The organism is Algibacter lectus, from assembly GCF_900112395.1.
GTDB lineage: Bacteria > Bacteroidota > Bacteroidia > Flavobacteriales > Flavobacteriaceae > Algibacter > Algibacter lectus.
The window spans coordinates 581,955-596,967 of record NZ_FOLN01000001.1 but is presented as its reverse complement, the minus strand read 5'-3'; the positions used below and the strand labels follow the sequence as shown (position 1 = coordinate 596,967).

Here is a 15,013-nt window from a genome sequence, read left to right as displayed (position 1 = left end):
GGTTAATTAGGGATTGCGACTAAATTTTTACATTTTTTCTCACAAAAACATTTTTTTTCTCACAAATAAACGGAAGAAAATACATAGCTTTTAAATTGGTAATGATGATAACCTAAAGAGGTGAAATTAATTTTAATGAAACTAATCTCATTTTTGTTTTTAAAAGGTATTTGTAATTCTTTTTACGGTTTTATTATAAAGATTAACGTGCTGTTTTTGTAATCCCTGTATAGTTTTATGTTATTTTTTGTTTTGCTTTGGAATGAATTTTACAATATTATCCTCTAGCTTAATTTCAACAACTTGTGGTGGTTTAATTTCATCGGCAATTATCATTTTAGCCAAAGGTCTTTTTAATTGATTTCTAATCACACCTTTTAACGGTCTAACACCATATACGGGAGAAAACCCATTAAGGGCTAAGTAGGTTCTAGTTTCTTCGTTTATTTCTAGAGTTATACCTAAACGTTCTGCCATGTTTAGTAGCTCCTTTTTTAAATGTAAATTGAAAATAGATACAGCTATTTTTTCTGAAATAGGAGCGAAAGGAACAATTTCTGTAATACGACCTAAAAATTCTGGTCGGAAATAATTAGACATAATATCTGTAAGTTGATTCGATGTTGGTACATCGCCTTTTTCCATGGTTTTAGATATAAAATCTGAACCAATATTAGATGTAAATAGAATAACTGCATTAGAGAAATCGCCTTCTTTACCCAATCGATCGTGTAACTTTCCTTCATCTAAAATTTGAAGAAAAACATCGAAAACAGATTGGTGTGCTTTTTCAATTTCATCAAAAAGAACAATAGCGTAAGGCTTTTGGCGTATTTTGTTAACTAAAACACCACCTTCTTCATAACCTACGTAACCTGGAGGTGCTCCGTATAATAATGCAGCAGAATGCTCTTCTTTAAATTCCGACATATCAAAACGGATGATAGCATTTTCGTCGTTAAATAGAAACTCAGCTAAAGATTTTGCCAATTCTGTTTTTCCTGTTCCTGTTGGTCCAGAGAAAAAGAAAGAACCAATGGGTTGCCCAGGTTTTGATAATCCAGATCTGGATTCTACTATGGCGTCGGAAATGGTTTTAATGGCAACATCTTGACCAATAACACGTTTTCTTAAAGTGTCTTCCATATCCAAAAGGCGTTCTTTTTCTTGCGTTTGAACTTTTCCTGCAGGAATACCTGTAATTATGGATACCATAGCTGCCAAATCACTATCTGTTACTTCGGTGATATCTTTTTCGGCATGGGTTTTTATTTTTTCTAATAGCGCAATAATACTTGCTTGCTTTTCTTCTATAGTTTTATGGTTTGTTGGATCTTCATCTAAATATTGATCTAAAACAATAGCACTAACTTTATTGGTTAACGATAGGTAAAACCAGTCTAATTCTTCAAGGCGTTGGTCTTGGGTTTTTTTATTGTTTTCTTTTTGTAAATCTAAAAACTCTGATTTTAGAGAGTCTATGTCTTTAGGTAACGATTGTTTGGAAACCTTAACGGCAGACATGGTTCTATCAATTAAATCGATTCCTGAATCGGGAAGGCTTTTTTCCTTCAGGTAGCGCTTAGCTAACCTTATAATTTCTCTAATAGAATCATCAGAAATTGAAAGTTCGTGGTGCTCTGTGTAAAGTTTAGCATTATTGCTTATCATTCTAAAGGCTAACTCATCGTCTGGTTCTTCAACCTGTAAAGTTTCCATTCGTCTTTCTAAACCTTCATCAACAGCTATTAATTTTCTGTAATTTTCTGAAGTTGTAGCTGTAATTAAGGTTACACCTCCTGTGTTAATTTCAGATTTAATAGCATTGGCAATACTTTTATTTGTTGATTTATCTTCTAAAAGCGTGTGGAAATCATCGATAAAAATGATAGGCTTTTGGTAATTTCTAGATTCTTTAAAAATGTTTAATAAACGGTCTTCAATTTCTCCTTTATAAGAAGCTGCCGATAATAAAATAGAAGTGTTTACTTCAAATAAGGTCGCATCCTTTAAACTGTCTACAATGTTGCCGTTATATATAGCTGCTGCAAAACATTCAATTAAAGCGGTTTTTCCAACACCAGATTCTCCTAATATAATAACATGTGGTTTAGATTTTCTATTTAGAATTTCAGAAATTTGTTTCAGTTCTTTATCGCGCCCAATAATAAAGTCATATTTGCCTGTGGCGGCATCAATAAGTTTGTTGGTTGCATATTTATCTAGATTATCACCATTTGAGTTAGAATCTACATTAGCAGATTTTTTTGAAGTAGCAGTCGCGCTGTCTTTAAACTTATCACTAAGTTGTGTATGGGTAACGGGTAAGGATTTTAATTGGTCGAAACTAAAGCCAACTCCAGGTGTTATGGCCGCAATAAAAAGGCTTAACAAATCGGGATAATTATCATCTAAAGTTGTTTTTACATCTTCTGCTTCTACTAATACCGTTTGTGCATCACTATCGGCTGTGATGTCTTTATGGTTATGCGAGCGTTTCGGGTAGCTTTCCAAATGCACGTTTGCCCATTCCTCAATGAAATAAACATCAATATCATTGCTAAACAGCAAGCGCATTAGTGCAAAATCTTTGTTTAGCGCCGCCTTAATAAGATGCGCGGTGCCATAATTTTCATGTTGATATTCTTTTGCTATTTGGTGTGCTATGTGTACAACTTTATCGAAATCTTGCATGCCTTACTAAAGTTTATTTTAAGAAAAATTAATTAAAGAATTATTCAAAAGTAATATTTTGAAAAGTGAAAATCACAAAAAATATTGAACTATTAATTTGTAAAAATATAATATTTTTCTTTCTTATTGGTTATTTGAGAGTTAGAGGTTTTTTTTAAATAAATCCGTTTAAAATTCTTTCAAGTTTATTTTTTTTAATAGATTTGTTGCTGGCGTTCATGCCGTTATATATATTTAATCAGGTAATTTTTACCACAAAACAAATTTTTATGGCTTTTAAAACAAAGTTAAAAGTAGGAGGAAATGAGTACAACGTATTAAGTTGTAGTTATGCTCTTAAACAAGAAACAGATGCAACTGGAAGACCTTCTTCTGTAACAAGAGGAGGAGAGATTAAAGTTACAATCGAATCAACAGGCGGAACAGAATTGTTCGAATGGCAATGTAGTAGTTTTGAGCGCAGAGATGGATCTATTGAATTTACAAAAAGAGACACTGATGCTAAACTAAAAGAAGTAAACTTTGAAGAAGGTTACTTAACTTTTTACAAAGAAGATTTTGATGCTTCAGGTACAAACCCGTTAACTCAAACGTTTACTATTTCTGCTAAGAAACTTTCTAGTGGTGGTGGAATTCACGAGAATGAGTGGCCAGTATAATTTGGCTTTTTTAGTCGTTTTATAATGACTAATTGAATAATATTACATTAAAGAGAATGTTTGAGTTTTTTCAGACATTCTCTTTTATTCTTAAGATATCTTAGCTATATTAGCGGGGTGAAAGTTAAATTTTTAATATATATAGATACATATTATGGCATCAAATAAAGTTGGACTTGGTGGTAATGTAACGGATGTCGATGCTGGTGAAGCATTAAATGAAATCCCTCAAAACAGAACACTTATAGCGGGTAAACTTACACCAAACACTCCTATAAAACCAGAAGCAGTAGAAGGATTAAGAACGGTTGAAGATGTTTTTGAACACTTTTCTCCAGAGCTTAATATTGCATACGAAGATAAAGAAGGTGGTACGATTAACGAAGCTACTAAATTTAATAATCTAGGAGATTTCGGGAAAAGAGGAATTACTGAAGGTAGTAATTTTTTAAAAGGCCTTGAAATTGAAAGCGAGCAATACAAAAAAATAATTAAGCAACTTAAAACGAATAAAGTTCTTAAGCAGGCGTTACAAGATGAAGAATCAAAACAAGCATTAGTTTCTACTTTAGAAATGCTAATTGAGGAGTTAAGTACCGCTAAATAAAGATATAATTAAGATATGGCAAATACAGAAAATAGTCAGCAAAGCTTACAAGAAAAATCTTATTCGCAACAAATTCAAGAAAAATCCAATGCGTTAACTAAATACGGAGGGTTTGATCTTTTAGAATCTGCAATTGATAATGTTCAAAATTTAAACCCTGAGCGTAAAGCAAGGCGTAAAATATTTTTAACAGAAAATAATAAAAAACAAGAACGTAGTGATTTACTTAAAGTATTAAAACTATGGTCGGAAACGCTAAAGTCTGATGGTGATCTTATTGATATTATAGAAAAAACAGACGAAAAAGCAGAGCATTCTAAAGCGGTCTTAAAAAAGAACTTAAAAATAGCGTTAGATGAAACAAGAGAGCTAGAAGCATCTTATCGTTCTGTAGCGTTGTTTTACAAAAATACAGATGAAGCGTCTATTAAGAATGCAACTATTGTAAATGCTGAGATGGATCAATTATCAGATCTTGATAATACAAGATTTTTTGATTATATCCGTGAAGAAATAGTATCTAGTTATGATCGTTTAGACTTAAGAGATAATTACGCTTTACTAGTGTTACCTGGATATTTAGGTAGTAAAGCCGTAGTAGATAAATGGGCTAAAATGGCGCATAGCAATAAAGTAACTATGGTTACCGATTTTGCGCATTTAGATGAGCCGGACGATGTTATGGAGCTTTTTGAAAGTGCAAACTTAGCAAGTGGAGATGCTTATCTATCTAATACCATTATGACATGTAATTGGTTGGTAGGAAGAAATAAAGAAACAGAACTAGGAGAAGAAGAAGATGTTTTTGTTCCACCATCTGGAGCTTTAGCTGGTAGCATGTATAAAACACTGATGTCTCAGGTAACTGCAGGTAAAAAACATGGTGGTTTAAGTGAAGTAGAATCTGTACGCTTTGATTTAAAAAAGAGTGAGATTGCTACATTAGAAAGCTTAGGTCTAGTACCTATGGTTAACGAATATGGTAAGGTTATGGCATTTTCTGCTAAAACATTATTTAATGGCGATAACATTGGCCTGCAAACATACTCTGTAGTTCGTGTGTTTGATTATATATCTAAAGTTTTAATGGACTTTTTAAATCGTCGTGCTTTTGAAAACTTTAATACTAAAACTAGAAACGAAATTTTAAAACAAATTGTTAAGTTTTTGGATGGTGTTACTGGCCCAGATAAGTTAATTGAAAACTTTGATATTAAAAGGTTTGAACAAGACCGAGATCAAAAAGATAAAATACACGTGGATATTCGGTTAAAACCGTATTTCCCTGCAAAAAACTTCTTAATTACTATGGATGGTCAAAAAGGAGATGAAGGTACCGAGTGGGATACTGACTATGCAGAACAATAATATTTAGTTTTTGAAAATATAAGAAGCTGCCTAAAAACCATAAGGTGGCTTTTTTTTGTTCAATATACTTATTTAGCACATTTTTATGATGTTTTAATAATTTACTGTTTTAAATATTGAGATATACGATAATAGCTTTTACGCCCACTCGTTTAGGCAAAGCTAGTATTAAAATCAAAGCTTATAATGCAACATAAATATTATAAATTACCACTAAATGCCACTGCGTTAATTAATAATGGATCCGTAGAGAAATCTAGTATTGAGGAGTCTGTTGCTAATTATATTCATTTAATAATGACCACGCGTTTTGGTGAGTGTAATTTCGATTTATCTTTTGGATGTGCCGTTTGGGATGTCGATTTTAATAATATATCGTCCGATAATAAGCTTAGAGTTATTGTCTCTGATTCTTTAGTAAAGTCATTAAAAAAGCATGAAACTAGACTTTCTAACTTAGAATTTGATGTAAATATAGAACAAGAAGAAATAAATATTAAACGCGAGAAAAGTAGAATTAAAAAATCTGTATATGTAATGGTTAAAGGAGTCGTTAAAAAAACGAATGAACCTTTTAAATATGTAGAGCATTTTTATATAGCCCCTTTATCTTATTGAAATTATGAGTTATACCACTAAGGAGGATATAAAGAACCGGATGATGAAAAAGGCTGCAAGCCTTTGGAATATACCTGCAAATGAAATTGCCGATTCTTTTGATCCTATAATCTCTTTACTGTTGTCGGCATGTGCATCAGAGCTAGAAAAGCTTTCTGGCGACATTAGCGATTCGCATATTAGGGTTACTGAGCGACTCATTCAGTTAATGACACCGTTGTCTACATTTGATGTGAAACCTGCGCATACTATTGCTTATTGCGAATCTTTAGAGCCGAAAACAATAATTACTCCGGAGCATCAATTATATTATAAAAAAAAAACGACTTCACAGAGACTGGCTCAAGGGTATAAAGATATCTTTTTTACACCCACACAAAATACAAAGCTTTTAGATGCTAGAGTAAAACACATTGTAACGGGTAATAAACTTTTTACGTTTTCTGATAAAAAATCGAAAGACCTAGCTCAAATGTTGGGAAACGAATTTGATTTAGAAGCGGGCACGCTTTATATTGGTTTAGAAAGTGAGCATAAAAACTTAGATCTTAATGATGTCTCATTTTACTTTGAGTACATGGGCGTGGCTAACAAAGATCTTTTTTATCACCATTTAAGTAATGCCACATGGTATCTTGGTGATCAAAAAATAAATACCATTGATGGTTACTATAATAGTGAAGAATTAGATAGAATTACGCTCGAAAATATTTTAGATGGAAATACAAGCAAAGCAAGTACGCTTTGTGGAGAAATTAATAAATACTATCAAAAGCATTTTGTAACATTAAAACTACCAAATAAAGTAGAAGATTTTCCTGATTATCCAGAATTACAAAATTTTAAAAACCCTAAAAATGATGCTTTTTTAGGAAGCGATTTGTTGTGGTTAAAAGTTGAGTTTTCTAGTATTATATCATCAAAAGCCTTAGAACAGCTGTATTGTTCCATAAATGCATTTCCTGTTTTAAATAGAAAATGGAATAATATTAGTTATAAAATGAAGGATTTTATAGATATAATTCCCATTCTTTCAGAAGACCCTTTTTTCGATGTAAAATCTATTGAAAATGCTAACGGAAAAACTTATAAACTGGAAGCTGAAAATGTTGATGAAGTTTACAAGGGAACTTATTTTCTTAGAAGTGCAAACGTAGGTAAGTTAGATTCTAGAAAAGCAAAAGAATACATTGTTCATTTATTAGAGTTGCTTAGAGATGAAAGTGCTGCTTTTAAGTTTTTTAATCACGAATTTTTACAAAATAATTTAAACACCTTAAATCAAACTATTGCGTTAATAGAGAAAAAAGCGAACGAAGTAGTCGATAGTTCTTTACATACTAATTATGTTTATTTAAATCCTTTTACAAGTAGTGAAAATATTAATGTAACCTATTGGACCACAAATGGAGAGGAAGCAAACCATATAAAGGCAAGAAAAAGTCTTGAAATTTATAAAGGCCCTAATTTAAAAACGAAAAGCAGTTATTTTTTAAGACCTGTTTTTGGCGGTAGTAATAGTTTAACTATGGAGCAGCGTATAGAGGCTTACAGACGCGTTACTTTAACAAAAAATAGAATTGTAACCGAGGAGGATTTAAAAGCGGTATGTTACGAATTGTATGGCAAAAACATAAAGCATATTGAAGTTAAAAAGGGTTTTATGACAGATTTGTCTATAACTAAAGGGATTTTGCAATGCATTGAAATTATCTTAACACCTAGTGAAAACCAGACTTTAAAACCTTACGAGTGGGATTATTTAAATGAAAATTTACTGTCTATTCTAAAAAAACAAGCAGTAAACATTTTTCCTTATAAAATTGTGATTAAAGAATTATAAAATAATTTAACAAATGAGTAAATCTAAGAACGAAAATTTAACAAAATATCTAGATAAAAATGTAGTGTATTTGTTTTTGGTAGTCTTTTTTATTTCAGGGAGTGCTTTGGCTTACAGGTATTACACAGATTTTCCTTGCGATCAAATTAATATTGATATTCAGGCTAGTGACTATAGAGTGGGTGAGCTTATAAAATTTAAAGATCTTACAGAACAAGGTCAGAGTTGGGAGTGGGATTTTGGCGATAGTACCGACGTTTCTGTTATTAGTCAAGCTTTTCATATCTATAAAGAACCTGGTGAATATAACGTTAGATTATTAGTAAATAATAGCTGCGAAAAAACAGAGACGATTATTATTAAAGAGAAAAAGTTTGTTTTAGACCCTACTAAAATTCCAAATTTAATTATACCAGATAGTATTACCGTAGGGCAAGAGTTAAAAGTTATAGATAACACAAAAAATGCTTACAGTTGGGAGTGGCGTTTTGGTGAAACCGCTAATGCCAATGCTACAACTAGATCTGCAACATATGTTTATGAAGAATCTGGTTTAAAAACCATAACATTAGTTGTTAATGGTGATATACAGCACATCGGTAAAAAAAGAATTCGGGTTTATGAGAAGGAAACACCAACTGCACAAATTGATGCTCCAATAATTGAACCAGAAAGGCCAATAGGTTGGGATATACCGTATGAGCCCGTTTTGGCTGATGATAAAAATGAAGAAGAGCAGTTGGAAAATATTGAAGTACCTTACATTAGCGAACCTGATTTAGAAAAAAGGCTTTACAAAGTGTCCGAAAGTAAAATTACCGAAAAAGAATTTTCGAACTATTTCTGTGGCGATGTTAATAAACCTATTGTTGTAAACGGAAGGAATACCACATTTTTGGTGTTCTGTCAAAAAATTAGAGGGAAAAGAATTAATATAAAACGATTAACTATTTTTAGAAACGATGGTTCGAATTGTATTAAAAATTTGAATATAGAATATAGCAGAAAAATTCTTTAAATTATGGAATCTAAATATAAGCATAGAGTAAATTGGGCAGATGGAATGAAAATTAATAAAGATCACTTTATTGATTTTGAAGATGCTTTAATGCAACAACTTATGTTGGTAAATAGTAATTTTATTCATCAAAATAACTTCGGTTTACTGCCTAATCCTGGAGATAGCGATTTACCTGTAAAACTTTCCGTTTCTATGGACGGACAAGAAAGTGTAATTGTTGTTGTAAATAAGTGTAATGCCGTTACTTTAGGTGGTTATCAAATAATAATTAATAAAGATATTAATGCATATTTGGAACAATCTGGGCACCTTATTAAAAGCAAATTTGCAATTAATAATGAAGATAGCGTTTGGTATATCGTTCTTTCAGTAAATCCTTATAGTAGAATTCCAATTGGATATGCAAACCCAAACGAGGAACCTGCTAGAAAGCCGTTTGTTGTTGGTAAATATCAAATTTCATTACTTTCAGAACATCATATCAATAGCAAAGAAGTTGGATTGAATAGTATAATATTAGGTAAAGTTATTATTGAAGATAACACGTCTACCTTAGTAGAAGATTTTATTCCACCATGTACCTCTATACAAAGTCATCCGGACTTACAGCACACCTTTGTAGAAGTGGGTGCTTTTTTTAATGCTATAGAATTATACTGTACGCAGGTTATTCAAAAAATACACCAAAAAAAGCAAGCAAACGATCTTGCTAAAATGGTTTTAGTACTATCTACAGATGTTTTAGCTTATTTAAGAGGTATAATTTCTACTTATCGTATTAATGATAAATACGCTTCACCTGTAGAGATGGTTATTAAACTTATTAATTTAGCTAGAACCATTAAAGGAAGTTTAGATATATATGCAGGTACAGGAAAAGAGGAGTTGTTAAACTACCTTACCGATTGGTGTGATGTAAATCAAGGAGCGTTTGAAAATGTTTTAAATGAAATGATTAGCTTAGAGTATATCCATACAGATGTTAATGCCTCTATTGAAAAAGCATCGTCGTTTACAGTACTCATGAATGCTTTATTTAAGAAGTTAAACGAATTAGAATACATTGGAAAAAAATCAGATTCTAATATCTTTGTAAAAGAAGATGTTATTGTTGAAGAGCAAGTTAAAAAACGACGTCGTTTTTTCATGGAATAAATCAAACGGAAATATACAAACTCAAATAAATTATTACGAATGAAACCAAAAAATGTTAAGGAGCGTAGATCAAGTTTTATCAAGTTTCTTCTATTATTCATATTAACTACAACAACTATTATGGTTGCTGTTTTCTTTAACTTTAGAGTACCTCAAAAAGAGAATGCATTATTAAAAGAACGCGCAAAAAATATGGAACGCGAAATGCAATTTCAAAAAACCTTTGCTTCAGAAATTGATGGCATTAAATCGATGATAGATTCTCTAGATATTCCTGGACAAAATGTATCTTTTATCAATAACTTAATAGGTAGTAAATTAGCAGACGTACAAACCACAATACCTCGCGAAGACTCAACATATCGTTATAATATGTATCTAGGTGTTATTGAAACTTTAGTGGATTTGCAGAAAGCAAAAAAAGAATTGCATGGTTTGGCTGATGCTAAAAGTAAAATTGAAGAGTATAAGGTGGCCTTAGAAAGTACAAGAAACGAACTAGAGCAAACTAAAAGAGATCGCGATATTTTAAGGCTTTCACAAAAGTAAATAACCTAAATACTTACATTAAAAAGGTTGCAGTTTGAGATTTAAAAACTTCAAATTAATTATTAATGTAAATAATGTATTTTTGTAAGTATTTTAGTCAAAGAGAATAAAATTTATTTTAAAATAAAAAAGATTAAACAAATGATTAAATTTTTTGGTAAACTATTATTCACATTGGTAGTATTATTCACTATTATAAATTGTAAAGGTCCTGAAGCTACTGTTGCTAATTCTAATGATGATATTGTGGTATCTTATGATTCCTTAAAAGTAAAAACACCTTACTTACCTGTACAATTAGAGTACGCCAAATTATTGAATACCAAACCAGATTCTCTTCAAAACATTAAAATGTATACGTTTGTTGATAAATGGATGAATACACCATATTTACTAGGAGGAGAGACTAAAGAAGGTATAGATTGCTCATCGTTTACACAACTATTATTTATTGAAGTTTATGATAAGTATATAGAACGTACTGCGCAAAAGCAATTCGATTCGGAGCATATTGTTAAATTTAGAGGAAAAGAATTTTTAGAGGAAGGCGATTTTCTGTTTTTTAATAGTCCAAACGAACAACAACTTATTACCCATGTAGGAATTTACTTGAAAAACAATAAATTTATTAATGCAACCTCATACAGAGGACCGAGTGGTGCTAGCGGTGTTAAAATTTGCGATATCACTAATCCATTTTGGGAAAAACGATTTGTTGCAGGAGGTAAAAGAACCGATTTAGAATAATTTTCGTACATAGTTATAAGACGCGTAAGAATGACCAACCAACTCGATGCTGTTTATGAAGAGCTTTTAGAAGTCTATCACGACTTAAAGGCCGAAATTGTGGTGTCTGAAGTTGAAGAAAAAACGTCTATTCCAGAAGATAGTATTATAACATTAAATCAAAGTACTTTTAATAGGTCTTATAGAAGAGATATTGCAGAAGTTAAATTAGTCCAATATCAAAAAAATAAAGACGCATTACAATTAGATTTATCTCGAAACGGTATTTACGATTTACTGCCAGAGGGTGTTTTTCATAAAATTGATACCAAAAGGAGCTCGGCTTCTTTTGCATCAATAAGAAAACAGCAAAAAAAAGAAGAGCATGATGCTAGGCTTTTATTGGCTCCTATAGAAAACGAGTTATTTAGACAGCGCGTAGATATAGAAAAAAAAGAGAAATCTATAATTAAAAAGTTTTCTAATTTAGAAGATAGGTTTTTAATAGATTTTTGGAAAATAGATAATTCCATACCAAAAAAGTACGCTATTAAACTAGTGAGGTTATTGCCTTATGCACATCAAATTTCGGGAAATCTAGAATTGGTTTTTTTAAGTCTAAAAAAAATATTAGGTGTAGATGTTAACTACAAGAAAACATTTGAGTCTAAAAAAGTAAATATCGGTGGAGAATCAGAAGGACGGCTAGGGCAAGACTTTGTATTAGATCAGGAAACCTTAATAATACAACAACCAGTATTAAATGTAGAAATACAACTTAAAAAAAAGAGCGATGTGGCTCACTTTTTAGGTAAAAAAGGAATATTAAATTTTGTAGATATATTTTATAAGTTTTTTATACCAATAGAATATATGGTTAAAACAGAAGTTGAATTAAAACAAGAAAAAGAATTTATCTTAGATAAAGAAGTAGGTGCGTATTTAGGTATGTCTACTAGAATTTAATAATTATAAATGCTATGATGTCAAGTTTACTAAATGGAAACGTTTTAAAATTAAGTATAATTCTATTTATAGTGAGTTCTATACTTATGGTTTTAGTAAAAAAGGTACGTAAAGTATTCACTAAAAATAAAGTACAAGCCATTGTTTATGTTTTAGTGTTAGCCTTATTATTTGGGTTAACCGGGCTGCTTGGATATTACAAAATTTTAGATAACTCGCCTACTAATAGCTTTATTGCTATAGAAATTATAATATTTTTATTAGGTATAGGTCACATTTTTGTGTTGCGTAGTTTCTTTAGTGAATTGTCGGAAAATAAAAATGAATTTTTCGGTGAGTTTATTATAACCTTAGCGTTTTTAGGCATCGCTTTATTGGCCTTTACGCAAGTAATTAGTAGGTTTAGAGAACCTTTTGTTTTAACATATCTTGCAGTAGGCTTTGCTTTTATTATACCGTTATTAGTATTAAAAACATACGAATTTGCATTATCAATACCTGTTCCTGTTTATAAAAAATGGTTTTATCCTTTAAATGAAAATATTAAAGATCCAACGAGTAACGAATTAAGCAACCCTATCGTTATTAGTTTTGAGTTTAAAAAGAAGTTTGGCGATAAGGATATGAGCCGTTTTAAAGTGAAGGCACCAGAGCATATGGAGTTTGGTAAGCTTTTTTACTTTTTTGTAGATGATTATAATGCGTTACACCCAGAACGTAAAATTGAAGTTTTAGGTGAAAATAACGAATTAGCAGGCTGGATTTTTTACTTCAAACCACATTGGTGGAGTGCTCTTCGACATATCGATGCCAACAAAACCATAGAGTGGAATGGAATACGAGAAGAAAATAATATTATTGTTCAACGTTTAAAGGTTTAAGCAATCTTAAAAATTAAAAATAGAATTTATGTCATTTTTATCAAAATTGGTCATCGGAAGCGATGAAATGAACGTGCTAGATTGCACATTCGAATTTTCTCAAGGTGCAGATTATAACGGAAGACCTGCGGAAAAAACAAGAGGCGGACAAATTAAACTACTAATAGAATCGACTTCTAAAACAGATTTTTTAGATTGGGCTATTTCTCCCGATATGGTTAAAAACGGCGTAATTACTTTTTATAAAAGAGAAAATATGGCCAGTTTAAAAAAAGTAGAATTTAAAAATGCCTATTGTTTACATTATAAAGAGCATTTTAATGCTATAGACGACCATGCCATGCAAACCCAAATAGTAATTTCGGCAAAGGAGATTACCATAAAAGATACAACGTTTACAAATAACTGGCCAGTGAAAGCTTAAATTATAGCAATATGGGTAAAATAAAATCTAAACTTGAACGGAAAAAGGAAATACAGGATATGTATGACGTTTACGTAAATGCTTGGGGTGGTTATGCAGATGAACCTAAAGAAGCTCCCGTAGTTGAGATTATAGAGGGAATAGCTAAAGATGTAGGCTTACCTCCTTCATATTTATTTACTATAGCCACAGGTGAAGGTTTGGGTTGGATTTATTTAAGTGATTTAAAAAACTATAAAAATGGAAAAGTAATTACAGATAAAAAAATTAGTGGTTTTCAAAATTTTGGTTTAGATTTTTTTGGCAACCCTAAAGAGTGGCCAAACTTAAAAAAGTATTTACCTAAAACCTACAATGAAGGAGATGAATTTGTAAGCATTGCAGAAAAACGAGATGAAGCTTATGGCAAAGAAACGGTATATAGTGCAGATTTTAAAAACCTAGAAAGCTCTATATGGGCCATGGCTGCCGTTTTAAAGCAAAGAGCAGACCGGTTTGAGAGAGATTGGAACGAATTGAATTATATAAAACCAACAGAAGATGAATGGGCATTTTGGACCTATTTTTATTACCAAAGACCTGAATTAGCTTTTCAGAGAATAAAAGAGTTAAAAAGTTACGATATTTTCTATTTGAAAACATCAGATAGAACTAAAATAAGAACCAAAGCCTTAGAAAGAGTGGCTGCTTGGAGGTATATTCAATATTATAATATTTTTTCAACATGAAAAGCGTATTTACTATAGTTATCATACTTTTTACCAGTTTAAATTTCTGTGGAACAAAAGATGTTGAAACATCTTCTAGGACAAACCTTAATGAAGATGTTCTTATTTTAAGAAAACTTCACGACGATTATATACAAAAGAGATCACAACACAATGATGGTGGTAATGCACTATTTACTTTTGAAGAAAAGTTAAAAGAAATTCTAGAAAATTCACACTACATCAATAACGACTTATATAAAGCACTAAGTGAAAATGATTTCTTTTTAGTTAAATCTGAAGATGATAAGCTGATTTTTATTTATTGGGAAATCATTGACTATGGCTGTCATCATTCATACAAATCTTTATATAGATATAGTGATGAAGATAGTTTGTTTGTAGATTACTTTGCTGGTAAAGCAAATATTGAGTTCTCAGAAGATAATGGCGCACACCCATATAAAGTGCATAAACTAAACGATAGCACATATTTAACATTTAACACACAATTGGTTTGTTCATCTAGTAGGCTTTTGTCATCTAAAGTTATTTGTTTTAATAATGAATCTAAAGGTATTTGCTTAGATTGTTTTGAAAATTCCGATGGTTTATACACAAGTGTAGGAAGGCGAGATACATTAAATTTAAAATTTGATACGGTAACTAAAGAACTATTTTACCCAGAACTTACGCCATTAATTCACGAAGGAGAAGATACTGGGATTCTGAAAACGACAGGTAAATACAAGAAATTAGTTTATCGTGAAGGTAAATTTATAAAAAATTAAAAAA

15 protein-coding genes are annotated in these 15,013 nt (G+C 31.0%); 14 read left to right on the top strand and 1 reads right to left on the bottom strand.

Going from position 1 to position 15,013, the window contains the following annotated elements:
- Window positions 1–240: 240 nt before the first annotated feature.
- A complete protein-coding gene (locus tag BM246_RS02110; RefSeq protein WP_074935588.1) occupies window positions 241–2,694 on the bottom strand; it encodes an AAA family ATPase in 2,454 nt (817 codons plus the stop codon).
- A 269-nt stretch (window positions 2,695–2,963) separates the two neighbouring features.
- Between BM246_RS02110 and tssD (BM246_RS02105) the strand changes: the two genes are divergently transcribed.
- The 14 genes from tssD (BM246_RS02105) (at window position 2,964) to BM246_RS02040 (ending at window position 15,009) form a co-directional block, all read left to right on the top strand.
- Window positions 2,964–3,353, top strand: a complete 390-nt coding sequence (gene tssD / locus BM246_RS02105; RefSeq protein WP_042499012.1) for a type VI secretion system tube protein TssD — start codon at window positions 2,964–2,966, stop codon at window positions 3,351–3,353.
- A 154-nt stretch (window positions 3,354–3,507) separates the two neighbouring features.
- Window positions 3,508–3,960, top strand: a complete 453-nt coding sequence (locus BM246_RS02100; RefSeq protein ID WP_074935587.1) for a hypothetical protein — start codon at window positions 3,508–3,510, stop codon at window positions 3,958–3,960.
- A gap of 15 nt (window positions 3,961–3,975) precedes the next feature.
- Complete coding sequence (locus BM246_RS02095; RefSeq protein ID WP_042506825.1) at window positions 3,976–5,328, top strand: DUF5458 family protein; 1,353 nt, start codon at window positions 3,976–3,978, stop codon at window positions 5,326–5,328.
- 186 nt (window positions 5,329–5,514) lie between these two features.
- Complete coding sequence (locus tag BM246_RS02090) at window positions 5,515–5,946, top strand: GPW/gp25 family protein (RefSeq protein ID WP_042506827.1); 432 nt, start codon at window positions 5,515–5,517, stop codon at window positions 5,944–5,946.
- Between the two features lie 40 nt (window positions 5,947–5,986).
- Window positions 5,987–7,789: a type VI secretion system baseplate subunit TssF gene (locus tag BM246_RS02085; RefSeq protein WP_139221829.1), complete on the top strand. Its 1,803-nt coding sequence runs from the start codon at window positions 5,987–5,989 to the stop codon at window positions 7,787–7,789.
- A 13-nt stretch (window positions 7,790–7,802) separates the two neighbouring features.
- Window positions 7,803–8,807, top strand: a complete 1,005-nt coding sequence (locus BM246_RS02080) for a PKD domain-containing protein (RefSeq protein ID WP_074935585.1) — start codon at window positions 7,803–7,805, stop codon at window positions 8,805–8,807.
- 3 nt (window positions 8,808–8,810) lie between these two features.
- Complete coding sequence (locus BM246_RS02075; RefSeq protein ID WP_074935584.1) at window positions 8,811–9,965, top strand: hypothetical protein; 1,155 nt, start codon at window positions 8,811–8,813, stop codon at window positions 9,963–9,965.
- A 39-nt stretch (window positions 9,966–10,004) separates the two neighbouring features.
- Window positions 10,005–10,514, top strand: coding sequence for a type VI secretion system TssO (tssO, locus tag BM246_RS02070; RefSeq protein WP_042501681.1), 510 nt, complete (start codon window positions 10,005–10,007; stop codon window positions 10,512–10,514).
- A 141-nt stretch (window positions 10,515–10,655) separates the two neighbouring features.
- Window positions 10,656–11,261 carry a C40 family peptidase gene (locus BM246_RS02065; protein WP_074935583.1) on the top strand — a complete coding sequence of 202 codons (606 nt, stop codon included), beginning with the start codon at window positions 10,656–10,658 and terminating at the stop codon, window positions 11,259–11,261.
- Between the two features lie 30 nt (window positions 11,262–11,291).
- Window positions 11,292–12,206 (top strand): hypothetical protein, encoded by a 915-nt coding sequence (locus BM246_RS02060; protein ID WP_074935582.1) that lies wholly within the window; start codon window positions 11,292–11,294, stop codon window positions 12,204–12,206.
- Between the two features lie 14 nt (window positions 12,207–12,220).
- Window positions 12,221–13,087 carry a TssN family type VI secretion system protein gene (locus BM246_RS02055; protein WP_133966490.1) on the top strand — a complete coding sequence of 289 codons (867 nt, stop codon included), beginning with the start codon at window positions 12,221–12,223 and terminating at the stop codon, window positions 13,085–13,087.
- A 28-nt stretch (window positions 13,088–13,115) separates the two neighbouring features.
- A complete protein-coding gene (tssD, locus tag BM246_RS02050) occupies window positions 13,116–13,511 on the top strand; it encodes a type VI secretion system tube protein TssD (protein ID WP_042506842.1) in 396 nt (131 codons plus the stop codon).
- An 11-nt stretch (window positions 13,512–13,522) separates the two neighbouring features.
- Window positions 13,523–14,239, top strand: a complete 717-nt coding sequence (locus BM246_RS02045) for a hypothetical protein (protein WP_074935580.1) — start codon at window positions 13,523–13,525, stop codon at window positions 14,237–14,239.
- Window positions 14,236–15,009: a hypothetical protein gene (locus BM246_RS02040; RefSeq protein WP_074935579.1), complete on the top strand. Its 774-nt coding sequence runs from the start codon at window positions 14,236–14,238 to the stop codon at window positions 15,007–15,009. Before BM246_RS02045 ends, BM246_RS02040 begins: the two co-directional genes overlap by 4 nt.
- Window positions 15,010–15,013: the final 4 nt, after the last annotated feature.

What these genes read in the sequence shown, in the direction of transcription:
- BM246_RS02045 (WP_074935580.1), top strand. Translation starts at nt 13,523, where the DNA reads ATGGGTAAAATAAAATCTAAACTTGAACGGAAAAAGGAAATACAGGAT.
- BM246_RS02085 (WP_139221829.1), top strand. Translation starts at nt 5,987, where the DNA reads ATGATGAAAAAGGCTGCAAGCCTTTGGAATATACCTGCAAATGAAATT.
- BM246_RS02100 (WP_074935587.1), top strand. Translation starts at nt 3,508, where the DNA reads ATGGCATCAAATAAAGTTGGACTTGGTGGTAATGTAACGGATGTCGAT.
- BM246_RS02075 (WP_074935584.1), top strand. Translation starts at nt 8,811, where the DNA reads ATGGAATCTAAATATAAGCATAGAGTAAATTGGGCAGATGGAATGAAA.
- BM246_RS02090 (WP_042506827.1), top strand. Translation starts at nt 5,515, where the DNA reads ATGCAACATAAATATTATAAATTACCACTAAATGCCACTGCGTTAATT.
- BM246_RS02040 (WP_074935579.1), top strand. Translation starts at nt 14,236, where the DNA reads ATGAAAAGCGTATTTACTATAGTTATCATACTTTTTACCAGTTTAAAT.
- tssD (WP_042499012.1), top strand. Translation starts at nt 2,964, where the DNA reads ATGGCTTTTAAAACAAAGTTAAAAGTAGGAGGAAATGAGTACAACGTA.
- BM246_RS02095 (WP_042506825.1), top strand. Translation starts at nt 3,976, where the DNA reads ATGGCAAATACAGAAAATAGTCAGCAAAGCTTACAAGAAAAATCTTAT.
- BM246_RS02065 (WP_074935583.1), top strand. Translation starts at nt 10,656, where the DNA reads ATGATTAAATTTTTTGGTAAACTATTATTCACATTGGTAGTATTATTC.
- BM246_RS02055 (WP_133966490.1), top strand. Translation starts at nt 12,221, where the DNA reads ATGATGTCAAGTTTACTAAATGGAAACGTTTTAAAATTAAGTATAATT.
- BM246_RS02110 (WP_074935588.1), bottom strand. Translation starts at nt 2,694, where the DNA reads ATGCAAGATTTCGATAAAGTTGTACACATAGCACACCAAATAGCAAAA.
- tssO (WP_042501681.1), top strand. Translation starts at nt 10,005, where the DNA reads ATGAAACCAAAAAATGTTAAGGAGCGTAGATCAAGTTTTATCAAGTTT.
- BM246_RS02080 (WP_074935585.1), top strand. Translation starts at nt 7,803, where the DNA reads ATGAGTAAATCTAAGAACGAAAATTTAACAAAATATCTAGATAAAAAT.
- BM246_RS02060 (WP_074935582.1), top strand. Translation starts at nt 11,292, where the DNA reads ATGACCAACCAACTCGATGCTGTTTATGAAGAGCTTTTAGAAGTCTAT.
- tssD (WP_042506842.1), top strand. Translation starts at nt 13,116, where the DNA reads ATGTCATTTTTATCAAAATTGGTCATCGGAAGCGATGAAATGAACGTG.